Origin of the sequence: Chlamydia sp. 04-14 (assembly GCF_036632095.1) — a bacterium.
Classification (GTDB): Bacteria; Chlamydiota; Chlamydiia; order Chlamydiales; family Chlamydiaceae; genus Chlamydia.
Map to the genome: position 1 here is coordinate 272,556 of NZ_JAPYKW010000001.1, position 23,766 is coordinate 296,321.

A 23,766-nucleotide genomic window follows, 5' to 3' on the forward strand; every position below is an offset into this window, starting at 1 on the left:
TTTGTTATGTTTTCGATTAATGAACTGTATGTTCATGCTTAAGGCTGTTTTCACTTGCAAGACACTCCTCAAAGCCATTAATTGCCTACAGGATATCTTGTCTGGCTTTAACTTGGACGTGGTGCCGCCAGAAGAGCAAATTAGAATAGCGAGCACAAAAAGAAAAGATACTAAGCATAATCTTTAGAGGTGAGTATGAAAAAACTCTTAAAATCGGCATTACTGTTTGCCGCTACGGGTTCCGCTCTCTCCTTACAAGCCTTGCCTGTAGGGAATCCAGCTGAACCAAGTTTATTAATCGATGGCACTATGTGGGAAGGTGCTTCAGGTGATCCTTGTGATCCTTGCTCTACTTGGTGTGATGCTATTAGCATCCGCGCAGGATACTACGGAGATTATGTTTTCGATCGTGTATTAAAAGTTGATGTTAATAAAACTATCAGCGGAATGGGTAAAATTCCTACGACAAGCTCATCAGCTGCTACATATACAGCGGCTGAAGATAGAGCGAATATTGCTTACGGCAAACATATGCAAGATGCTGAATGGTTCACAAATGCCGCTTTTCTAGCATTAAATATTTGGGATCGCTTCGACATTTTCTGCACATTAGGAGCTTCTAATGGCTACTTCAAAGCTAGCGCTGCAGCATTTAATCTTGTCGGTTTGATTGGTCTTTCCGGATCCACTCTTGAAAATCAACTCCCTAACGTAGGATTAACTCAAGGTGTTGTCGAGCTTTATACTGACACAACCTTCTCTTGGAGCGTTGGCGCCCGTGGAGCTTTATGGGAATGTGGCTGTGCAACATTAGGAGCTGAGTTCCAATACGCTCAGTCTAACCCTAAAGTAGAAATGCTCAACGTAACTTCTAGTCCGGCACAATTTGTGATTCATAAGCCTAGAGGTTATAAAGGAACAGGATCTAATTTCCCTTTACCTTTAACAGCTGGAACAGAAGCTGCTACAGATACTAAATCTGCAACAATCAAGTATCATGAATGGCAAGTAGGCATGGCCCTATCTTACAGATTGAATATGCTTGTTCCATATATTGGAGTCAACTGGTCAAGAGCTACATTTGATGCCGATACTATCCGCATTGCCCAACCTAAATTGGCTGCTGCTGTTTTAAAATTGACAACTTGGAACCCAACTCTTCTTGGGGAAGCTACAACTGTTGACAATAGCAATAAATTTGTTGATTCCCTGCAAATTGTTTCTATGCAAATTAACAAAATGAAGTCTAGAAAAGCTTGTGGCGTTGCTGTTGGTGCAACTTTAATCGATGCTGACAAATGGTCAATCACTGGTGAAGCACGCTTAATCAACGAAAGAGCTGCTCATTTGAACGCTCAATTCAGATTCTAAGGATTTAGTTTATACTATCCTAACTTTTTGTCCCGCTATCAGAACCTGGGAGCATCTGGGTTCTGATTTTTTTATTTATAGCCCCCCTTCTGTTTTCAAATCTCTTTTCTAAAATCCATTCATATAAGAATTAATCTTATATCTAAAATTTTCTAGAAGCTAGAGACCTAGAGATTACAATCTTGCGTAAAAAGCTTTATTAAATTAACATCTCCTTTTTAGTACGCGCCCGTAGCTCAATGGTAGAGCTGTAGCCTTCCAAGCTACCGGTGTCAGTTCGATTCTGATCGGGCGCTTTTCTAAACGTCACCAAGACTGAAATCTTGACGTTGGATCAAGATGCCATTGTTAACATATTCAAGAAATAGAGGTACAAAGCTTGGAAGAACAACCACTATGCAATCTTTCAGTTAAAGACTTAATGGAAGCGGGCGCTCATTTCGGGCACCAAACGCGAAGATGGAACCCAAAGATGAAACTTTACATCTTTGAGGAGAAAAACGGTCTTTACATCATCAATTTAGCAAAAACTCTTTATCAATTACGTAGTGCCCTTCCGCAAGTATGTAAGGTCATTAAAGAGAATAAACCTATCCTTTTTGTAGGAACTAAAAAACAAGCCAAATGTGTTATCAAAGAAGCTGCTATAGAAGCTGGCGAATACTTTGTTGCTGAGAGATGGCTAGGCGGCATGTTGACTAACATGACCACTATCAGAAATTCCATCAAAACTTTGGATAAAATCGAAAAAGATCTTACTCAAAATAGTTCTTACTTAACAAAAAAAGAAATTGCTTTACTTGCTAAGCGTCATCAAAAATTATTGAAAAACTTGGAAGGTATCCGTTACCTAAGAAAGATTCCTGGTTTGGTTATAGTTGTTGACCCTAGCTATGAAAAAATCGCTGTTGCAGAAGCTAAAAAACTCGGTATTCCCGTATTAGCATTAGTTGATACTAACTGTGATCCAACACCAATTGATTATGTTGTTCCATGTAATGACGATTCTTTAAAAAGCATCCGTTTAATTATTAGCTCTATTAAAGACAATATCGTTAATACCAAGAAAAAACTTGGTATCGAGATTGTTTCCCCAATTAAAGCTTTAAACACTGAAGATACTTCTGAAGAGATCGATATCTACGCAACGGGTGATGAGAATCGTCAAGAAGATCTATTAGCAAAAAAATACGACAGTAATGAGGCTAACTAATGAGCAACTTTTCAATGGAAACCCTCAAACTCTTAAGACAACAAACCGGTGTAGGGTTAACCAAATGTAAGGAAGCTTTAGCTGAATGCAATGGGGATCTTGAAGAAGCTGTAGTTTACTTACGTAAGTTAGGTCTTGCCTCTGCGAGCAAAAAAGAACACAGAGAAACAAAAGAAGGTGTCATTGCAGCAAAGAGCGACGCTCGGGGCACTGCTGTTGTTGAAGTCAACGTAGAAACAGATTTCGTAGCTAATAACTCGGTATTTCGCTCTTTCGTTGATGGGCTTATTGAGGATGTCTTAAATCATAAAGTAGACAATGTTGATGCATTGCTACAACTTCCTTCATCTCAAGACTCTTCTCTTACAGTTGATGAGTTACGTGCTGTAACCATGCAAACTGTTGGAGAAAATATCCGTATTAGCAGAATCAAGTATTTACCAAAAGCAACGGAAGAAAGCATAGGCATTTACTCTCACGGTAATGGTAAAGCTGTTTCCGTGACTGTTCTTTCTGGAGTTGCTGATCAAGAAAATCTAGCTAAAGATATTTCCATGCATATCGTAGCGGCACAACCACTGTTTTTAAATAAAGAGAGTGTGCCTGCGGATGCTTTAGAAAGAGAAAAAGAAGTAATTTCTTCTCAAATACAAGGAAAACCCCAAGCTGTTATTGATAAGATCATCAGCGGCAAATTGGGAACATTCTTCCAAGATGTTTGTCTACTAGAACAAGCCTTCATTAAAAATCCTGATATAACCATTCAAGGTTTGGTTGATGACGCTAGCAAAACTAGTGGCAATTCCGTCGAAGTGAAGGAATTCATTTTATGGAAAATAGGAGCTTAATAAGCGAGAGGAAATATGTCTAAGCGAATAACACGAGTCTTATTTAAGATTTCTGGAGAATCTCTCTCAACAGATAGTGGAAACCGAATTGATGAAGTTCGTTTATCCAGATTAGTAGCAGAATTACGTGCTGTACGCAATTGTGATATCGAAACAGCTCTTGTTATAGGCGGTGGAAATATCTTAAGGGGTCTTGCTCAGCAAAAAGAACTACAAATTAATCGAGTATCTGCAGACCAAATGGGAATGCTAGCTACTTTAATTAATGGTATGGCTGTAGCAGATGCATTAAAAGCTGATGACATTCCTTGTTTATTAACTTCTACGCTTTCTTGTCCTCAATTAGCAGACTTATACACTCCTCAAAAATCTGCTGAGGCTTTAAGCCAAGGCAAAGTTTTAATCTGCACAACAGGAGCAGGTTCGCCTTATTTAACAACGGATACAGGAGCGGCTTTACGTGCTTGTGAGTTGAAGGCGGACATTCTGCTTAAAGCAACTATGCATGTTGATGGGGTGTATGATAAAGATCCTCGGATGTTTACAGATGCTGTAAAATACGACCGTATTAGTTATAAGGATTTCCTATCTCAAGGATTAGGGGTTATGGACGCCTCTGCTGTATCTTTATGCATGGATTCTAATATTCCTATTCGTGTCTTTAGCTTTGTTAAGCATTCTTTAGAGCAAGCTATTTTCGATGAGAATATTGGAACATTAATTTGTGGAGACTCTCAGCATGTCCATTCTAACTGATACTGAAAAGAAAATGGCTGCTGCTTTGGAATTTTTCCACAAAGAAGTCAGATCATTTAGAACAGGGAAGGCTAATCCTGCTTTAGTAGAAACAGTGACTGTAGATGTCTATGGAACTACAATGAGGCTATCTGATTTGGCCTCTATTTCTGTAGCTGATACGCGTCAGTTAGTCATTTCTCCTTATGATGCGAATAATGTTTCCGCTATATCCAAGGGTATTATTGCTGCAAATTTAAATTTACAGCCTGATGTAGAAGGAACGATAGTACGTATTAAGATTCCTGAGCCTACTGCGGAATACAGAAATGAAGTTATCAAGCAGTTGCGTCGTAAATCTGAGGAAGCGAAAGTAACTATTCGCAATATCCGCAGGGAATCTAACGACAAGTTAAAAAAAGATTCTGACTTAACAGAAGATGCTGTTAAAGGAATGGAGAAGAAGATCCAGGAATTAACAGATAAGTTCTGTAAGCAAATTGACGAAATTACGAAGCAAAAAGAAGCGGATCTTTCGTCAATATGATAAGCTCTGTTTCTTATGTGTAGTCTTTATCTACCTCTATTTCTTTGGTTTTTCATATGAAACAAAGAGAGGAAAAGATTGCTCTAAAGGAATAGAACTAGTAATATTGTAGTTGTCTTGGCCCCATCGTCTAGCCTGGCCCAGGACATCGGATTTTCATTCCGGTAACAGGGGTTCGAATCCCCTTGGGGTCAAAATGTAAAATTACCAAGTAAACTTCGGGCCTTTAGCTCAGCGGTTAGAGCACCTCACTTTTAATGAGGGGGTCGAAGGTTCAAATCCTTCAAGGCCCAGTTGATTATTCTTGGTTCTTTTACATTTCTTTAAAAAAACCTTTTTCTCCTTTGTCACTTTTTTGTTATTGGTACTGGGTGTATTAGTATTTGGCTTTAATGGTAGATCTCCATGGCGACTTCTAAACCCCATCAGTGTTATCACTGTCAAAAGCCAGCGACAATTTGCTATACTGAAGTAGATAAGGATAAGATCTTACGTTCTTATGTATGTGAGTCTTGTCCTTGTCCGAGTCACTACTATAGTCGTGATAATATTACTGTAGGTGCTTCGGGATCTTCAGTAACTTTAGAGTGTGGTAATTGTAAAACCGTATGGAAACCAACTGCTGATGAAGATCAGCAACTTGGTTGTCATTTGTGTTATACCAATTTCAAAACACAGCTTATTGCGAAACTAATGCATACTAAGGCTATTTTCTCATCAGCAACTTCTGACAATAGTCGTGGTTGTTTGCATATTGGTCGTGCTCCTGGAGAAGCGGCGAGTATGAATCCCCTTCTTAAATTAATAGCTTTAAATGAGGCTCTTCAGGATACGTTAGCTCGTGAAGATTACGAGCAAGCTGCTGTAATACGAGATCAGATTAATCATTTAAAAAATCAGAATTCGCATGATTCTTCCCAATGATTTACTTCTTAATTTTGCTAGTAAGAAAGACGCCCCTTCTATAAATAAAACCTGGCCTATAACGACGTTTTCACTATCTAGGAATCTTTCGATAGCAAAGTTTCTTCCTTGTTTATCTAGGGAGAAAAAGCAGGAAATTTTAGAGGCTATAGTTTCGCATTTCAACCATATTGAAGGTTTTGATGAGTTTCTAATTTTACCTCTTAAAGATGCTCCTGCCTGGCAAAAAGAATTTCTCATTGAGCATTTTCTATTTCCCTATGATCTCACGGGGAATCCCGAAGGTGAAGCTCTTATTGTAAACCGTTCTGGAACTATCTTAGCGGCTATAAATTTCCGAGATCATTTGATTCTCCATACTATAGATTTTACATCTGAACCTGAAAAAGCTTTAGATCATCTTGTGCGGTTAGATACTTACCTAAATGAGAAGTTGGAATTTGCTTTTTCTTCAGATTTTGGTTTTCTAACTACAAATCCCCGAGAATGTGGTACGGGATTAAAAAGTCAGTGTTTCTTGCATGCTCCTGCATTGGTATATTCTCAGGAATTAAATGATATTATTGATGAAGATACAGAGGTATCTTGTTCAGGAATGCTCCCGGCAACGCCAGGATACATTGGGAACATGCTCGTATTATCCAATAAGTGTTCTTTAGGGCTTACTGAAGAGCAAATCCTATCATCATTGAGAATATGGTCCTCAAAAATATCTGTTGCGGAGGGATCGGCAAAAAAGAAACATACTGAACAAAATGCTGGAGAATTAAAAAATCATATTTTACGTGCGTTAGGATTACTTACGCATTCATATCATTTAGACCTTCAGGAAACATTAGATGCTTTAAGCTGGATTCAATTAGGGATCAGCCTGGGATGGATCCGTGGTGCTGAAAATAGTCCTATTTGGAATCCTGTCTTCTGGCAAGCACGTCGTGGACATTTAGCACTTACAAAACAACCTGAAAACAATAAAAATCTGCAAAAGGAAGTAATCACGCAATTACGCGCAGATGTTTTAAAGAAACTTGCGGAAGGTTTATCTCCCGTCGGCTTTTAATGCCCTCCTTACCACAGGTTATAGGAGGGCAGCAATGTTTCCCCCTAAGGCCAAAAATTAAAAGCCCTGACATACTTTTAAGATGAGCTCTTAAAAAGCTCTGAGGACGACTCTCCCTAAAGTCTCTCGCCTCTTAGGACATGCCAGCTGCCCTTTTTTCCCTAATGTATCTTTTGGATAAGGATTGATTTTCACGATATCCATCTAGAAATACGGGATATTCTTTATAGAAATAGGCCAAGAAATACTTCTGAAATAGAAAACAAAATGCAAAGTCTCATAATGACAATTATGAGAAGTTTTTGCTTTCTATAAGTTCTTATCTCTTATGCTTTTCTACTAAGAAATAAAGAGAAACGCTAAACGTTCTTTTTATTTTCTGTAAATATTTTTCACTATATTTGCCCAAAGCCGGGATCGAACCGACGACCTACGCGTTACGAATGCGTTGCTCTACCAACTGAGCTATTTAGGCAAAAAAAAGAAGGAGTAAGTATAGAGTTGGGGAATAAAAAAGCCAAGAAAACAACAATCATACGGCCGATGATGTTTTCTTGGCTTTCCCCCTGAAAAACAACAGAGTCAGAAGCTATTCCATGGCGTAGAATATCATCTTATTTTTTCTATATAGCATTTATCGGGCTTCTATTTCTAGCATTTTAAAATCACTTTCTGCCTGTAATGCGGGAGGGTGCTGACATTCAGGAGCATGTCGTGGTGCTACTTGCATAGATCCCTCATCAGCTTCCCAGTTATATCTGTAACCCTCTTTATTTGTTAATGTTGTGCCCTCTTCGAAGCTGCTAATGACCTTAGGCTTAATGAACATCATGATGTTGCGTTTTTGCCTTTGATCTATTGTCCTGCTGAACAAACCTCGAATTAAAGGTATAGAGTTTAGCAGAGGAACTCCCGTAATAATTTTCGTGGTTTTATCTCTGATATGACCACTCATTACTAAGAAACATCCATCAGGAACTTGTAAGCGAGTAGCTGCGTATGTTTTATCTGTTACAGGTGTAAGAGTCCCCTGAGCAGAATGTAGCTCAGAAATCGTCTGTTCTATTTGTAAAGTAACAACATTATTCGGAGCGATCGTTGAAGCAACAACAAGGTTAACACCGATATCTTCATACTCGATATTTTGTGTAACAGTTCCCGTCTCTTGAATGATGGTGCTCGTCGTTTGGAAAGGAATTGTCTGACCAACGAAGAAAGATGCCTGTTGGGTATCCTGAGCCATAATTCTTGGGTTAAGAACAATGACGGTATCGCCATCTTGATCTAAAGCACTGAGAAGTCCCCCTAAGGTTAAGAAAGATTTCCCTTTATGGCTAAGAACGTTTCCTATGATCCCCAAGCCAAAAGCTGAGGATGCATACATCATATCGCTAATTCCCGCTAACTGACCAGGTGTGGGTAATGGGATATCTCCTGGAGAGGGTTTTGCAGGAGGAACTGTAGATTTTGCAGGATTCGTAAGACCTGTATTGCTTAACAAACCTGAAGCATAAGCAACTTTACCTTGTTCATCTCCAAGTGCTACCCACTGAACTCCGAAATCCCAGGATTTCTCTAGGCTAGTCTCTAGGATAAGCACCTCGATATAGACTTGTTTTGGAGGTAAGTCTAAACCGTTAAGCAAGCTGACAACTTTATCTACATTCGTTTGATTTCCGATAACAACGATAGAGTTGTTAACATCGAGCCATTGAATACTGTTTAGCGTATTGATGAAATCTTCATCCATCGCTGTTGTTACATAGAGATTGTATCCAATATCTTGAATTGCTTGAGCAATCGCCGCACCATTTTGATACTTCAGCTTATACATAAAGAAGCGTAAGCTTTTAGGATTTGCGGCTCCTGATGTTCCTAAAGCTGCAGCGGGGCTTGTGACATCATCTAGCGTATGTGCCATTTCTGGAACATCTAATGATTTTAGTAGTTGTATTGCCTTGCTAGTTAAGCGAGGCGAGGAAACTACGAAAATCTTATTTGTTCCTGGCTGAATGAAAATCTGAAACGCTTCATCTTCAGCCATAGCACCAAGAACGTCTTGGCAATAGCTCACTAGTGAAGCAGGATTTGCATAACGCACTTCATACTCTGACATATCCACGGATGTTCCAGGACTGTCTAAAGCTGCTAGTAACTCTCCGACTTTCTCAACATTTCCAGCGATATCAGAAACAATAACATGGCGTGTAGCTTCTGAGGCACTTACTATAGCATCATGCGAAAGTAGAGGCTGAATGATATTTACAGCAGATGTAGGATGTACGCTGTATAAACGGAATACACGGGTAACCACAACGGCTTCACAATTATCCTTTGCAGAACCGTCGGTAACTACAGTGGATAATTTAGAAAGACGAGGATTACGATAAATAAGAACGTTATTTCCTTGTTCTACGACTTTCAAGTCATGCATTTTTAAGACTTGTAAAAGGATCGTAGAAAGATCGTCTACAGATGTAGGATCGTGGGAAACAATTGTTACATTAAAATTTAAATCATTACTGTCGAAAACGAAGTTTGTTCCTGAAATTTTACTTACAAATTGTAAAAGCTCAAGAACAGAGATATCTTCAAAATTTACAGTATAGCCATTATCTTTAAGATCTGCGCAGGTAATTTGTTTCCCTTTCAATAGAGAAGGAGCTTGCTCATCATCTTTGTTGGAATCAGAGTGAATTGCTATCTTATCAATAGAGGGTTTCTTATCTGGAGATTTTGTTTTCAACGGTTGTGAAGATGTTGCTTTATTATCAACTTTAAAGCTTTCTTCTTGAGAACTCTTATTTTCGCTTTCTTCAACAAGCTTTTTTACGCTAAAGTTTATAGCATTTACAGCACGTTTAGCATAAGCACGCTTATCTTCCCAAATTTGAGCTTCTTCATTCTTCTCTTCGACAACTTCCGTTTTTTCTTCTTGTTTAGGAAGGAAACGTGGAGTTTTTTTCACGCCAGTTTGAGTATAACGATTATCAAGAGGACGTTTTTTAATTTCAGGCTTAGCAAATGGTGAGCCCTCAGAAAATCCTGGTGAGAATGTCTGTGTAGATTTCTTAAAATGACGCGGCTGATTCTGAGGTAAGTTTTTAGCAATAGATTGCTTATCAGACTTTTTTGCTGATGTCTTATTGACTATGTTTTTAGGACAGGCAGCAATTTGGCTGTTCTCGTCAGTTTGGGAGTTTTTAGCTCGAGATCTTGGTTCATTAATTGGTGGTTTTTGAGAATTCACACCAAGTAAAACCAGGTCAAAGAAAAACAGAACAGAAAGTACTCCGATTTTTCCTTTTTTCTTATTTATGACCTGTAAGATCTTTCTTCCAATGTTCGACGTCACTATTTTCACCGGATTCTTTTTAAGCTGATAAGTGTTGAGGGACAAAGATTTCCGTCATGATTTTCTAATATCCCGTACTGTACGCTCTCTATTGGGCAGAATATAGCTGTTTGTCCTCTATCTTTCAACTCTGTGAATAAAGGACTATGTAAAGATGACATGGAATCGTCTGCCTGTAAGGTATGTAATACTGCTCCATCACCTATTTCCCATGCAACCTTGGTTTCCTGAATTTGTAAAGAACTAATTTTTCCTAGACCTAAGGACGAAGTAGCAAAATTCTGAGGAACCTTTCCTTGTTTTTTTAACCAGAAATTAGTTTTCCCACAAGCAATCCAAGAAAGTTCCTTTTTTTCTTTTGGGATAGTTACGCAAACTAAAGAAATTCCCTTTGCATCTATAGGAACATTTATACGCATTAACTCACTATGGATTTTGCGAATCGTATTTCTAATGTTATCTTCATGACCCCATTGACTTACGAAGCTCTTCATAATAGTTAATACTAAAGTTGGATTTCCTGAAAGACTATAACAAAACCATATTCTAAAAGCATCCTCACTCATATAAGCTTCATAGTATACATGAGGATGTGTGGGATATCCGCGTTCATATACAGAAACCGATAGAAATTCAGGAGTAACAATTTCCAAAGGAGATAACCAAAACCTTTGATGATATAGCTGATCATTCACCATTGCGGTATGATCTTTATTGCGCATATCTTTTTGAAGATCTTCGCCATGACGATATCTATGTAAATCTGCGATGAATTCCTTCATGGATCCATAACGATCTTTAGGAGAAGGTTGTAAAGCCTTTGCTAAGATCTTACTTACTCTATCTGGAATCAAAGATAAAACGACTTTACCTAAGGCTAGGTTCCCTAAGATTAATTCGTATGCTATTAAGCCCAAAGCATAGATTTCAGAACTCTCAGAAATCTTATCTCCTTGACGTTGTTCAGGACTCATGTAAGACGGCGTCCCTAGACATGCAGAATGCGTATCCTTATCCATAGAACACACAGCAAGACCAAAATCTATAAGCTTGATTTGTCCTTGAGATGTCATAAGGATATTCTCGGGTTTTATATCCCTATGGAGAATACCCCGGCTATGTAGATATTCAAGAGCTTGGGCAATATGTAAGATAATATCAATAGCACGTGATAAAGGAATCATCTGGGAGAGAATATAGTGTCTGAGAGAAACTCCCTGAATGTATTCCATAGCTATGTACAGACCTTCCCTGCATTGTCCATATTGATATAACTTAACAATATTTGGATGTGAGATTTGCTCAACAATTCGCGCTTCCTTTAAGAAGTTATGAACTCGTGATGTATCAGCAAGCAAAGGTGTTGCAAGAACTTTAATAGCTGTAGGTTGTAAAGTATCGGGATGTAAACCCTGATATACCGCGCTGCCCTCTTTCTTACTCAGGATTTGTTTGATGTGATATTCACCAATTACCTGATTTTGAGAAGGTATTTCGGATTGACAATCCATAGGAGACAATTATGCGTTTATACTTCTAGGACTCGAATTCCTAAAACATCTCCTAAAGATACTATCTCTCCTCTCCCTACTTTTGCTCCATTAAGGATCAAATCCACACCTCGGGAGGGGTGGATACCATTGAGATTTAAGATACTGCCTTGAGTAAGTTTTAAAAACTCTTCAACAGTTAATGAGTATCTAGAAGCTTCGGCTACTAATTTACAGCTTCCTGGTAAAGGTGCTGCGGGTAGAGCCGCCTCTGGTGTTTCTTCAGCGGGTTCTTCCTGTTGTAAACTTGGATAGCTAGTAATTTTAAATTCTCCAGAAGTTTGATCAACAAAACGACCACCGAAAAATTGATGTCCCTGAATAGTAAGCAAGCCGCCGCTCTCTTCTGTATCAGGATCATATAAACAACTATCTAACAAGATAAAGCTACCATGTACAACTTGTTGCCATTCCTCTTGTGTTAATTGGCAATAACCAACTTCTACAGACATCGTCAAAGGTGTAGGATCTAATTGATGAATATCAAAATTTTGATCCGATGCAGAAAGAAATTGTTTACAGCTATCACATACCGCTTCTGGGAAAAGTAAACGGAAACGCGTATATTTCCCATCTAATCCACAGGTGATATCTACAGCTTGATAAGATCCTTGGAGATCCTTACTGGAAAATCGTGCATCTCCTACAACTCTAGCAGATAATGAAGGTAACCAAGCTAATTCTTGGAGTAACTTACATAGCTCGGCACAAAAGTAGTAATGAAACCCTAATAGTTTATCCTTCTCATAGAAATAGGAAGCTAAACTAGAATCATTAAATACAGCAACCATGAAAGATTGAAGATCTGCTTCTGAAGTAACAAAGAAGAAGGTTCCGGGATCTAAAGGCTGTGCTAAAAACGATTGGACTAAAAGATGTGTTCCAAAATCTTGAACAGCCTGAGCAGCAGAGAGGGAGCCTCGAGGTTGGATAGTAAGACTTGTCTCTTCTAAACGAAATTTTTCTTTCAACCTACGTTGGCACAGATCTTTAGGAAAGGAAGGAAGGGAAATCCCTTCTTCCGTTTTCACTAAAGAACTTAGAAAATCATTTCTAGATTTTAACCAACTAGCGCTAGGCTCCGCTGCTACTGCCATGAGAAATCACCTTTATAAACGTGCTTCTTCAACTTTATATTGGTTTTGTTCTTGATCTTGTTGTTGCTGCTGATCTTTTCCTTCCTGATCTTTCTCTTCATCTCTTTGATGAATTGTAGCAGCAATCATATGTAGAGGTGTTTGTACCTCTTCAACAGTTGGCAATTGTACAATACTTGATCCAACAGTCAATTCTGTCAAATTCAAATGACGATTTTTTAATGCCCCTACTAAACCAGCAAGCTGAGAGGGATTATTCACAATGAGATTCATTGCTTCTGCCATCTGAGCATTATCTACAAAATTAGAAAATTTTACAGAAAGGTCTGTTCCAGATTGTACTAATGTTAAATTTGCACCTGCAAAAATTTCAGGAACATTACCTTCAGTATCTAAAACTAATTCGATTAACTGCTGACCATTAACATCAGCAACCATCATAGATTCTACAGTATTAGCAATAACTTCCTGCACCCACTGTAAATCTGCGCTAGCAACAGCTACTGTAGAACTTTCTACAACTACTTCACTAGAAACAGGAGCGGCGACATCTACAAATGCCATTCCCGCTGTAGGATTGTCATAAGCCATGAAGCCATCGCCGTCTTCTTTATCTTCTTCTTTAGAAGATACAGCAGATGTTTTCTCTTCTACATGCTTATCATCAGCTCCTCGAGATTCTTGACGAGAACCTTTATTGGAAACTTTATCCTGACGCTCTTGTTTTGATTGTTGGCGGCCTTCCAAAGAAAATACTTTAACGTCGCGGTTATCTTTAGGCTCCGGACCTACGTCCTGTTGTACTGAATGGCGATCTGTCTTGCAATTGTACAAAGACTCGGATGTTTTATTTAATTCCATGAACTAGATTCCCCCGATTCACGTTGTTTTTTCTTGCGCAACTGATGAAGTAGCTGTCCCATTTCATCTTGCTCTTTTTCTATTTCTCGCGCTTCTTCTTTTAGAGCTTCTTTCATCCACTCTTCTTTATGCAAACGCGTCTTTTCTTCTTCTTTTCGCCGTTTGGCTAAATTAACTTCTGCTTTTTCCAGCTCTTTGGAAGCTGCTAAAACACTTTCTTTTTGTTTATTAACTTTTTCTTCTTCTTCAGCTAGTTGCACAGCAACAACTTTAATATAAGCTTTTCTCTGTAAAACTGCATCACTCGTTGTGCCCTCATCTAGCAATTCTCGCAATTGCTGAATCTTTTGCATGTAGTGATTTTTCACTTTGTCACGAGCAGCTTCGATTTCTCTTAATTTCTCTTGTTCTATCTCTAAAAGACGACGCTTTTCTTTAACAACTTTTTCCGCTCTATCAACACGATCTTTTTTAATCGCTAGAACAGGCTCTAACGGGTATTTAGGCACGGCATTTTACCCTTAATATCTTATCGGAAAATTGCCCGAAGTTGTTGCGCAGCTTCCTCGTAATTAGTCTTTTCATGGATATCTTGCTTTAAGAATCTATTCAACTTATCTATGTGATCTATAGCAAAATCCACTTCGCGATCGGAACCCCGGCGATATTCTCCAATACGTATAAGCATTTCGTTTGCTTTATACTTTGCTAATACCTCACGGGCTTTTCCTATAATGCGCCTTTGTTCCTCAGGAACAATTGCTGTTAGCAAACGGCTAATTGATGCTAAAACATCAATAGCAGGATAGTGATACGCCTGTGCTAAAGCGTTAGATAAGACAATATGGCCATCAAGAATCGATTTAACTTCATCGGCGACCGGCTCATTCATATCATCTCCGGCAACAAGCACAGTATAAAATGCTGTGATGGTTCCTTTATCTGAAGCTCCAGAACGTTCTAATAATCTAGGTAAGGTTGAAAATACCGAAGGTGTATATCCTGCTCTAGCAGGAGGTTCTCCAGCAGCCAATCCTACTTCTCTTAATGCTCGAGCAAATCGAGTTACAGAGTCCATCATCAAAACCACGGTCTTTCCTTGATCTCGGAAATACTCTGCTATAGCAGTACCTACATAAGCAGCGTTTAATCGCAATTGTGATGATTGATCTGATGTGGAAACAACGATCACAGATCGTTTCATTCCTTCTTCTCCAAGGTCCCCCTCGATAAACTCACGAACCTCACGGCCCCGCTCTCCGATGAGAGCAATCACGTTAACATCAGCTTCTTCAGCATTTCTAGCAATCATCCCTAGAAGTGAGGATTTACCAACTCCCGCTCCAGCAAAGATTCCTATACGCTGACCTCTAGCTACTGTGAGCATACCATCGATGCATCGCACGCCTGTGGACAAGATTGTTCTTAACTTTTCCCTATGTAATGGATCAGGTGGAGCACGGAAAATAGGATAGGTTTCATTAACATCAACTAAAGGTCCTTTTGTCTCAGCATCAATAGGTTCTCCCAAACCATTTAACACACGCCCTAAAAGACCATTACCTGCACGGATGTGCAAAGGTAGACCAGTTGGGATAACTTCTGAAGAAGGGCTAACCCCAGAAAGCTCTCCCAATGGCGATAGAAAAGCAAAATTTTGTGTGAAGCCGACAACCTCAGTAACGAGGGGCTCCATACCGTGTCGTTTAACCAAACACACTTCCCCAACGCGAACATTGGGAACAACGGCTTTGATTAACATACCGACAACTTCAGTAATACGACCTACGACTGTAGTCAAATGTACGTCGTTTAATTGCGACATGAGGGTGTCAAAATCTGTCGTCAATTCGTCCATGTTAACCTAATTGTGTGGTCATTATCGTTTTTATACTACTTACCGTAGTTCCTACGATACTAGCAAAGAGTTCTGCTCTTTGCGTTGCTCTTTGAACAGCGTACTGTACTTTTAAAAAGTCGGCTAAATTTTCTCGCTCTCCGTTTCTATCAGAAAAATACAGAAGAGCTCTATTTAATACTTCCTCGCCTGACGAAACCCAATTGATCATCTTACGTGTAACGGAATCACTTTCTTCTTCCGTCTTTTTCTGTAAGCTTTGCTGTGTATGTTCAGCTATATCACTGAGATCTCCATTGATTAAATCGATAATCACACTAACAGCTTCAAAATGTTCAGGAGATAATTTATTTTGATCTTGGTTTTGTAAGGTTGATTGTGCGTCCCATAAACGTTCTTTTAGATTATTTATTTGTTCTTTGAGCTCTTCAGAATCCAAGGCTTCTTCTAATTCAGGATCGATGATGTTAGAATTTCTATCTTGCATCATCGCCATAGGATTAGGTTTTACATCCTCGATATTTTTATTAAGTGCATCCGCGGACATCCCTAAAGAAAATGCAGGAACTTCCTTATTTAGCTCGCTCGCTAAAGGAGTTCCTGAAGGCTTTTGTATAGAAGCTGTTTCTTTATCAGAGTCTAGCTTCGGGAAAAGCTGCAAAGGATCTATCATAAGACAACAACCGTGTGTATTTTATTTAGAACCAAAAAATAGGTTAACCTAAAGGTCCACCACTTTTAGCTACTAGAGTATCATGCCAGTCTAAAACGGATTGGGCAAGAATTCTCGTTGATTCTATTTCACAATTTTCTAACACCTGATCTGCTAATTTTAAGCAGTTTTCCAAGCTTTCACGACGCACTTCGAAGGAACTCCCTTGATGCAAAACGATCATCATGTGTGTTAGAGAAAGGAAAGACTTAATGCTCCAATTATCAACTTCTTTTTGCGCTAAAGCATTTAATCGCTCTTCTGCAGCAAAAATTTCCATCTTATGCAGGTCAATCAATGCTAATCCTAATTCGTGACCATAATGGTCAGGATTTAAGATTTGTAAAGATTGAAAAAGCTTTTTCGCGCTTTCTTCATCACCTTGTTTGATGGCCAACATGCCAGCTTCAAACAACAACGCAAAATCTGCTTTAAATAATTCCAAATCTGCCATGATCCTTCTCTTAGTTTATTAACTTCCTTTAACAGCTCTTGCCATAGTGATCATCTCTGTGTTCACTGCTGTCAAGATGTTGGATACTGCTTCCATGTACTGTGATAAAATTTGCATACGAAATTGCAAATTAAACATCGTACCTAAGTCAACGGTACCTTGCGTTGAGGTTTCTAATTCTGTTAGATATTGTTGCACACCTTGGACGTACTTACATACGCCATTAAGCATGTCATTAAAATTAAATGCTGAGCAACTGCTCCCGCTACCACTACTCATAAATTCTCCACTTATCTAGTCTGTTAAACCATTTTGCGGTTCATCCGCCCGAGAACTTTCTGAAGGGCTAGATATCCTGCTAACAATGCTTGTTGCTTCTCAAAAAATGCTTTATCAGAACCTTCTCGAAGAGAAGCGTTCAATTTTTGCACTTTATCCTGCACATTAGCTTTGATCTCCTGAGCTTTACTCAGATCCTGCATATCTTTCTCTAAATCAAACAACTGATGAGAAGATTTATCTTCTTTAGCAGCTGTATTTTCCATATTAAACATAGTATTTCTTCCTAAATACAAAAGAATTAACAAGCCTTAACATTAGCTATTTATTGTACTCGATTTTATATTTCAACCCTTCCTTCTCTAAAAAGATACAGTTCGGTTGAATACTTGTTACCGTCATTCCATCGATAACGTCACCACGAGTCAAAATCCTACCATTGACTACAACATTAATGCTTACGTCACCGTATTTTGAATATCCGGTTACACGATAACGGCTAGGATACCGCAAATTTAAATCTATTATCCCTTCTTCAACAGGTAACAAAACAACAAAGTTTTTCACAAGGCGTACGCCAGGCAAACTAGAGATATCCTGAACAACAGAACGGAATTTCTCTCCATCCGCGTTATTTACATAACCGGTAAGAACAACTTCGCCATTAACAAAGGCTACATGGATATTTGCAAATCCTGATTGCAAAAGTTGACCAGCAATGGCTTTCAACATTTGCGATTCTATGATTACCTTATTCTCAAGTAAGGAAAGATAATTGAAATGCACATTAAGATAATCAGAGAGACACACTGCCTGCTCTTCTGTCTTTAGATATCCTGTTATCACAAACTGACCAGGTTCCGGGGAGTGCATACTTACACCCTTGAACTCTGCTCTTTTTGATAACAATATGTTAATTTCTTGCCAGACAGCCTCATCATCAATAACGTTGTCATCAATAGATTTGATGAAAGACAAAGCGTCCATTTTATAGAGAAGCTCACTTTTATCAATACTGTTTTTTACATGTCCGATTAAAAAGAGCTGACCGTTATTTTTATTAAATGTGTAGCGGACTGTCGGAAATGTATTTACTACACGTTCGATGTCTTCTTGAAAGTCCACATTTTCGATAGGGATAACTTCTTTCGTATGGAATAAAGAAGCCGTGCCTATACCGAAAAGTATAGCTAAGCCACCAATGAACAATGTAAGTATAAACGATCCTGTAGGGAGAGTAGCTCGCTTACGTTTTTCTTCTTCTTCCTGAGCGGCCTGCTCAGCTACCTCTTCAGCATCTTGAGGACGCCCAAATAAACCATAATCTTCTGGAGCAAATGAAGCTACAATCGTATCTGCAGGAGCAAGATGATCTATCAGCAAGAATAAAGTTGTTCCTAGAGCAACAACTTGATTAGAACTTAGGGTAGAGCTGTGCTCTATTTTCTTCCCCTCAATGATTACACCGTTTTTACTTCCTAGATCTTCCAGCATGATAGAACCATCGTTACTTACGATGATTTTTGCATGGCGATGCGAGACGCTAAGATCATTAAAAACAATATCTGCAGACGCAGGATCACTACCTAGAATGTAGGATTTTCCCGTATCCAAGTGGAATTCTGCACCGATATTGGCTCCAGCTAATACTTTTAATAAAAAGCGTGAGGGCTGAGAAAGATCTACAGAAACATTTTTTTGAACAATGTCATCTATTTCTGCAGGAAAAATACCCTGATCAAATCTAAAGAGATCTTGTACGCTAAACGGAGACAAGACTTCAGCTTTGTCAGTTTTTTTGTTCTCTTCCTGATTTTCCTCTTCGGGCTTCTCTTCAGCTTCTTCTTTGTTATCAGTCGTTTCTTCAGAAGTTTCTTTGTCGTCATGTGGCTCTTCTACATCCTGATTCTCATCAGTTGTAGTTCCTTGGGGAGTTACTTCTTCTTGTTTAGAAGCGGGAGATTCTTTGACAGGCTCACCTTCTTTAGGCCGATTACCTTCTGGAGACTGCTCCTGGTTCTCAGGGTCAGAATCTGGCAACGGCTGCTGATTTTGATTAGGCAAAGCTCCGTTTTCTTCCATAGTAGCATGCTGGGTTTCAGTATTTTTTACATCCCCCAATGGGGATTTTTTCTTTTTTGTTCCGGAATCAGGTAGCGTATCTATATCTACCTTTTGATCGGAAGTTTTCTTCTCTGACTTTGCAGAAGCTAAGAAAGCTTCAGCAAGTTCTTTGTCTTTATCAGTAGGAGAAGTATCGGAAGAATCTTGCTGTTTTGAAGAAGAAGGCTTTTTTCCATTATCTTGTGAAGACTTGCTTTTCTTCTTCGTCTTCTTTTTACTATCGGCAGGTTCAGGCGAGACATTAGTTGTATTTTCTGAAGAAAAGTCAAAATCGTAAACAACATCTTCAGGATCAAATTCATTCGTGAAAAAAGAATATTGATTGCTACCGAACGTTAAGATATCACCATTTTGTAGAGATGTCGTCTCTATTATTTGTTTTCCATTTACAGTAACAGGATGTGTGCTGTCTAAGTTTGTGACAGAATAAACACCTGCCTCTTTACTTATAACAACCTGAGTATCCGCAAGCTTAGGATCTTCTAGCTGAATATCACTAGTTGCATCATCTCTTCCTATTGACCAGCTTGTTCCTTCTTCAAGAACTAAAACAAATCCTGACAACGGGCCTTTATCAATAATTAAACGTGCACCCATGTTTTTCTACCCCTGTTGCCTATTGTCCTTGTTGTGCTTTATTTAGTCCCAAATCTTCTAGCCAGGTTTCAGAAAAATTCATAAAACTCTCTATGTAACGAGCAAAATCTTCATATGAAACTTCTTCGGGAATTCTACGTGTCATGACAACATGGCCTTCGGAATCCAATCCTAAAGCGCTACCTCCTGTTTCTCTACCAAACAAGTTCGCTACCATCATTTGTAAGTATACTTTATTCGTATCCGCAGAAGGAGCCAACTCCCCTAAGAAAGCACTAAATACAATTTCATTATCTGCATTTTGTAGTACACGTATCTTGACAAGATCACTTATAGGCAAGACATATGCTCCATCAGCATCGAATTCGAGGGTTGACGTTATACCAATATACGTGGCAAAATTTTTTATCAATTTCTCCAACATGCACGCTCTTCCTATACAGGAACGGCTGTCTCTTCTTCATCGAAAATTTAGACAACCTCTTTTCTAGACTTAGCTTTTTCAGCCTTTAAATCGAGTTATGCCAATACAAACTTTAAAAATAAAAACGATTTCTTGTTTCTATAAACAATATCATGTTCGTTTTCTTGTTCATCTTTTTCACTATAAAGAACAAAAGACCTAAGAAAAATCGGGCTGATTTTTATTGCACTTGTTATCAACTACAATCTGCCAGTACTAGACCACACTTGCATACAAATCCATCGCAGTTAACGATGAAAGCCTAGAGTATTTTCGATAGCTGTATATGTCAAGAGATGAATTAGAGGCTAAAGAATCAACAGCTTAGGACGAGAAGCTCGAACCTGGCTCGAAGATATATGTGAGCACTTTTTTTCATAAACTTCCCATTGTTTTCTTGCTGCTAGAGCTAAAAATGGTTTTTCTTTATTTGTACATTGCTTACTAAATTGAAGTTTCTTCTGCACACGCTCGCTAATAAAATCCATATCCAAACATACGATATCTTTTGGACGTTCCATTAAAGTAAAAGTACGAGGAACATTAAAATCAAAGATCACACGGCTTGGAATGCTTGCCAAACTTTCTAAAGACAATCCGGAAAAATCTTTAGCTGATTCCGAAGATCCAAAGAAAATGACATCATAGGGTTCCCTAAAAGAAAGTTGACTACGAGCCACTGTATCGTAGGGCATGGAAATATTTTTTCGAGAGCAAAAAATTAGATTTCGGTAACCTTTCGCACTCAACCCGTTTGCGATCTTCCGATTAATATCGGAGTAACCGATGAATAAAAGTTTGTCTTTTGTTGATTTACCATGCAAGTCTAGAGTTTCCTCAACTACAGACTCTATTGTTACAACAGGATAAGACAAAGAAACTTGAGAACGAAAATCCTTTCCTTCTTTTAAAGCCTTCTGGAATAGAAAATGTAGAGCAAAAGGTAATTCTCGTTCTGTTTTTGCCCTAATATAAGCACGTTTCACCTGCCCCTGAATTTCAGTCTCGCCAGAAATCAAGCTATCCATACCACTAGTAACAGTAAATAAATGGGTGAAACATGCTAATCCTTGATAACAATAGGGACGTGCTCCCGAAGCAGAAATTCGCGAAAGCAACTCTGATTGAACATTACTATTGCTTTTAGAAAAATAGTAAATTTCAGCTCTATGACATGTAAGTAGTAAAACGAAAGATCCGTCACCACCGAAAAAACGTTGAGAAAATAACGAATTAGCTTCAAAATCCTTTAAGATATTAATAACTGCTTCTCTTTCCTTTAAAGCAGCCTCTCGATAGCTAATTCCAACAACTCCTAAGACCATAAGCACGTTGTAGTAATTTTTCCGTTTATTCTCTAAATACAAGAAAAATAATAGAGAATTGAGAACGAAAGTAATCTAGGTGTATAGCCCAAGATAAAATTAGATGCTATCTATTTATCCATTCTCAAACTGTATTTTCTGTATAAAAAACAAAAATATGATGGAGTCACGCCACCATCTTAAATGTAAGATAATCCTTAATTGATTCCCTTAATTCTTCAATGTTCTAATTTACACATTGCTAATCTAGCTCGGAGAAAATACTATCTCATAAGATAAAATCTAAGATGAAAATATTGCCCATTTTAAAACTGAAATTAGAAAAAGAATTATAAAATATCAAAATCTTGAACATTAGTCTAAGAATTACGTCTATCTTGATTGAGAAAAAGAAATGTCGTAATCTGGCAAATCTTCTAGGAGAGGAGCTTAGATCTCTTTGAGTCTAACAATAAACAGAGCCGGTATTGAGAAATACTCATAGCACTGCTATGGCTAATCGTTAAATTGTTTACTCTAGCATTGTGCAATAAAATTCTAATATAAGTCTTTTCCCTAGAATGCAATAAGAAGAATAGAAAATATGGCAACATATACTGAAGCTAGTGTTGTTTCTCTAGCCTCTTTAGAACACATCCGCCTACGTGCGGGTATGTATATAGGCAGATTAGGGGACGGTTCTCAAGTTGAAGATGGGATCTACACTTTATTTAAAGAAGTTGTAGATAATGCGATTGATGAATTTATCATGGGACATGGGAAAACCATTTCCATTTGTGCTGATTCCACTAGTATAACTGTGCGTGATCATGGTCGAGGAATTCCTTTAGGAAAAATGATCGAATGCATCTCTAAAATCAACACAGGAGCAAAGTATACTCAAGATGTTTTCCATTTTTCTGTAGGATTAAATGGTGTTGGGCTAAAAGCTGTGAATGCCCTTTCAGAGACATTTACAGTGCGCTCTATACGTAAAAAAAAATATCATCTCGCAACATTTTGCAAAGGCATTTTACAAGATTCTCGCCAGGGATCTACAAAAGATCCTGATGGAACAGAAATCACCTTTTCTCCAGATCCAACCATCTTTATCAATTTCTCTTTCAATGATGAGTTCTTAAGAAAGAAAATTCGACGTTATACCTATCTACATCCCGGCCTTGAAATAATTTGTAATAATGAAGTTTTTGTATCACAACAAGGCCTTCAAGACCTATTTAAAGAAGAAATTCCTGAAGAAACTCTCTATCCTCCTATAGCATTTCAAAATTCTGAATTATCCTTTCTATTTACTCATTTAGAAGCACATAATGAACGTTATTTCTCCTTCGTTAATGGTCAGGAAACTATAGATGGCGGAACACATCTAACAGCCTTCAAAGAGGCTATTGTTAAGGGAATTAATGAGTATTTTGGAAAGACATTTACAAGTAATGATGTCCGTGATGGTCTAGTAGGATGCATTGCAATAAAAATTGCTTCACCGATTTTTGAATCTCAAACAAAAAATAAGCTTGGAAATACGCAAATTCGCTCAGGAATAATTAAGGATGTTAAAAGTGCTATTATTCAAGAGCTCAAAAAAAATAAACCTTATGCAGACCTTCTTCTCGATAAGATTAAGCTGAATGAGAAAACTCGTAAAAATATTCAATTCATCAAGCAAGATCTTAAAGACAAGCAAAAGAAGCTTCATTATAAAATTCCAAAACTTCGTGATTGTAAGTTTCACTATAATGAACGTTCCCTTTATGGCGAGGCTTCCTCTATTTTCGTAACAGAAGGAGAGTCTGCTTCGGCTTCTATTTTATCTTCAAGAAATCCACTAACACAGGCTGTGTTTTCACTTCGAGGAAAACCTATGAACGTTTTTTCTTTGGAAGAAGAAAAAATGTATAAAAATGATGAACTATTTTATCTGGCCACCGCATTAGGAATTACGAAAAATAGTACGCAACATTTGCGTTATAATAAAATTATCCTCGCTACCGATGCTGATGTGGACGGAATGCATATTCGCAATTTACTCATTACATTCTTCTTAAAAACCTTCTTACCGATTGTTGAAAACCATCATCTATTTATCTTAGAAACACCTCTATTTAAGGTGCGTTACAAAGATACAACTCTATATTGCTATTCAGATCAGGAAAAAATACAGGCAATACAAAAACTAGGAAAAAAGGAAGCTAATTTAGAAGTAACAAGATTTAAAGGTTTAGGGGAAATTTCTCCTAAAGAATTTAAGACTTTTATTGGCGCGGATATGCGCCTAACTCCTGTAACAATTAGTTCGTTAGACTCTTTAGATACCCTTTTACAATTTTACATGGGGAAAAACACTAAAGAACGAAAACAGTTTATTATGGATAACCTTATTACCAACTTGTAGT

At 38.1% G+C, this 23,766-nt stretch carries 21 protein-coding genes and 4 tRNA genes; 11 read left to right on the forward strand and 14 right to left on the reverse strand.

The genetic code is table 11. The features are described from left to right. The first annotated feature begins 195 nt into the window (after window positions 1-195). The 10 genes from O6937_RS01230 to O6937_RS01275 all read left to right on the forward strand — a co-directional run bounded on the left by O6937_RS01230 (window position 196) and on the right by O6937_RS01275 (window position 6,698). Complete coding sequence (locus O6937_RS01230; RefSeq protein WP_332389883.1) at window positions 196-1,371, forward strand: porin; 1,176 nt, start codon at window positions 196-198, stop codon at window positions 1,369-1,371. A gap of 225 nt (window positions 1,372-1,596) precedes the next feature. Next, window positions 1,597-1,667 (forward strand) — tRNA-Gly (locus O6937_RS01235). 125 nt (window positions 1,668-1,792) lie between these two features. After that, complete coding sequence (rpsB, locus tag O6937_RS01240) at window positions 1,793-2,584, forward strand: 30S ribosomal protein S2 (protein WP_434602183.1); 792 nt, start codon at window positions 1,793-1,795, stop codon at window positions 2,582-2,584. After that, window positions 2,584-3,432, forward strand: coding sequence for a translation elongation factor Ts (tsf, locus tag O6937_RS01245; RefSeq protein ID WP_332389885.1), 849 nt, complete (start codon window positions 2,584-2,586; stop codon window positions 3,430-3,432). The genes rpsB and tsf overlap by 1 nt, the downstream gene beginning before the upstream one ends. Window positions 3,433-3,447: 15 nt before the next feature. Next, window positions 3,448-4,188, forward strand: coding sequence for a UMP kinase (gene pyrH, locus O6937_RS01250; RefSeq protein ID WP_332389886.1), 741 nt, complete (start codon window positions 3,448-3,450; stop codon window positions 4,186-4,188). Then, window positions 4,172-4,714, forward strand: a complete 543-nt coding sequence (gene frr / locus O6937_RS01255; RefSeq protein ID WP_332389887.1) for a ribosome recycling factor — start codon at window positions 4,172-4,174, stop codon at window positions 4,712-4,714. Before pyrH ends, frr begins: the two co-directional genes overlap by 17 nt. Before the next feature lie 119 nt (window positions 4,715-4,833). Further along, window positions 4,834-4,908 (forward strand) — tRNA-Glu (locus tag O6937_RS01260). Between the two features lie 26 nt (window positions 4,909-4,934). Then, window positions 4,935-5,007: transfer RNA gene (locus O6937_RS01265), tRNA-Lys, on the forward strand. A 112-nt stretch (window positions 5,008-5,119) separates the two neighbouring features. Then, a complete protein-coding gene (locus O6937_RS01270; protein ID WP_332389888.1) occupies window positions 5,120-5,638 on the forward strand; it encodes a UvrB/UvrC motif-containing protein in 519 nt (172 codons plus the stop codon). Further along, on the forward strand, window positions 5,622-6,698 hold the full coding sequence (locus O6937_RS01275) for a protein arginine kinase (RefSeq protein ID WP_332389889.1): 1,077 nt from the start codon (window positions 5,622-5,624) through the stop codon (window positions 6,696-6,698). The genes O6937_RS01270 and O6937_RS01275 overlap by 17 nt, the downstream gene beginning before the upstream one ends. Before the next feature lie 402 nt (window positions 6,699-7,100). Here the strand turns inward: O6937_RS01275 and O6937_RS01280 are convergent. The 14 genes from O6937_RS01280 to O6937_RS01345 form a co-directional block, all read right to left on the reverse strand. Further along, a tRNA-Thr gene (locus O6937_RS01280) sits at window positions 7,101-7,173 on the reverse strand. 159 nt (window positions 7,174-7,332) lie between these two features. Next, the gene (locus O6937_RS01285) at window positions 7,333-10,062 is read right to left on the reverse strand and encodes a type II secretion system protein GspD (RefSeq protein ID WP_332389890.1); all 2,730 of its coding nucleotides are present in this window, start codon (window positions 10,060-10,062) and stop codon (window positions 7,333-7,335) included. Next, entirely contained in the window at window positions 10,059-11,564 is a 1,506-nt protein-coding gene (locus tag O6937_RS01290) for a serine/threonine protein kinase (RefSeq protein ID WP_332389891.1), read from the reverse strand. The genes O6937_RS01285 and O6937_RS01290 overlap by 4 nt, the downstream gene beginning before the upstream one ends. A 17-nt stretch (window positions 11,565-11,581) precedes the next feature. Then, window positions 11,582-12,700, reverse strand: coding sequence for a type III secretion system cytoplasmic ring protein SctQ (gene sctQ / locus O6937_RS01295; protein WP_332389892.1), 1,119 nt, complete (start codon window positions 12,698-12,700; stop codon window positions 11,582-11,584). 12 nt (window positions 12,701-12,712) lie between these two features. Continuing rightward, entirely contained in the window at window positions 12,713-13,561 is an 849-nt protein-coding gene (locus O6937_RS01300) for a DUF5421 family protein (protein ID WP_332389893.1), read from the reverse strand. Further along, window positions 13,552-14,070, reverse strand: a complete 519-nt coding sequence (locus O6937_RS01305; RefSeq protein WP_213241966.1) for a type III secretion T3S chaperone — start codon at window positions 14,068-14,070, stop codon at window positions 13,552-13,554. Before O6937_RS01305 ends, O6937_RS01300 begins: the two co-directional genes overlap by 10 nt. A gap of 20 nt (window positions 14,071-14,090) precedes the next feature. After that, entirely contained in the window at window positions 14,091-15,419 is a 1,329-nt protein-coding gene (gene sctN, locus O6937_RS01310) for a type III secretion system ATPase SctN (RefSeq protein ID WP_213241964.1), read from the reverse strand. Window position 15,420: 1 nt separating this feature from the next. Continuing rightward, window positions 15,421-16,092: a hypothetical protein gene (locus O6937_RS01315; RefSeq protein WP_332389894.1), complete on the reverse strand. Its 672-nt coding sequence runs from the start codon at window positions 16,090-16,092 to the stop codon at window positions 15,421-15,423. Between the two features lie 43 nt (window positions 16,093-16,135). Then, window positions 16,136-16,585, reverse strand: coding sequence for a hypothetical protein (locus tag O6937_RS01320; RefSeq protein ID WP_332389895.1), 450 nt, complete (start codon window positions 16,583-16,585; stop codon window positions 16,136-16,138). Between the two features lie 18 nt (window positions 16,586-16,603). Next, a complete protein-coding gene (locus O6937_RS01325) occupies window positions 16,604-16,864 on the reverse strand; it encodes a DUF5407 family protein (protein ID WP_011006005.1) in 261 nt (86 codons plus the stop codon). 23 nt (window positions 16,865-16,887) lie between these two features. After that, window positions 16,888-17,139: a DUF5398 family protein gene (locus O6937_RS01330; protein WP_117273728.1), complete on the reverse strand. Its 252-nt coding sequence runs from the start codon at window positions 17,137-17,139 to the stop codon at window positions 16,888-16,890. A 46-nt stretch (window positions 17,140-17,185) separates the two neighbouring features. Then, window positions 17,186-19,585, reverse strand: coding sequence for a type III secretion system inner membrane ring subunit SctD (sctD, locus tag O6937_RS01335; RefSeq protein WP_332389896.1), 2,400 nt, complete (start codon window positions 19,583-19,585; stop codon window positions 17,186-17,188). Between the two features lie 19 nt (window positions 19,586-19,604). Continuing rightward, entirely contained in the window at window positions 19,605-20,009 is a 405-nt protein-coding gene (locus tag O6937_RS01340; RefSeq protein ID WP_213241955.1) for a CesT family type III secretion system chaperone, read from the reverse strand. Window positions 20,010-20,356: 347 nt separating this feature from the next. Beyond that, complete coding sequence (locus O6937_RS01345; RefSeq protein WP_332389897.1) at window positions 20,357-21,373, reverse strand: glutamyl-tRNA reductase; 1,017 nt, start codon at window positions 21,371-21,373, stop codon at window positions 20,357-20,359. A 583-nt stretch (window positions 21,374-21,956) separates the two neighbouring features. Between O6937_RS01345 and O6937_RS01350 the strand changes: the two genes are divergently transcribed. Then, the gene (locus O6937_RS01350) at window positions 21,957-23,765 is read left to right on the forward strand and encodes a DNA topoisomerase IV subunit B (protein WP_332389898.1); all 1,809 of its coding nucleotides are present in this window, start codon (window positions 21,957-21,959) and stop codon (window positions 23,763-23,765) included. The last annotated feature ends 1 nt before the right edge of the window (window position 23,766 follow it).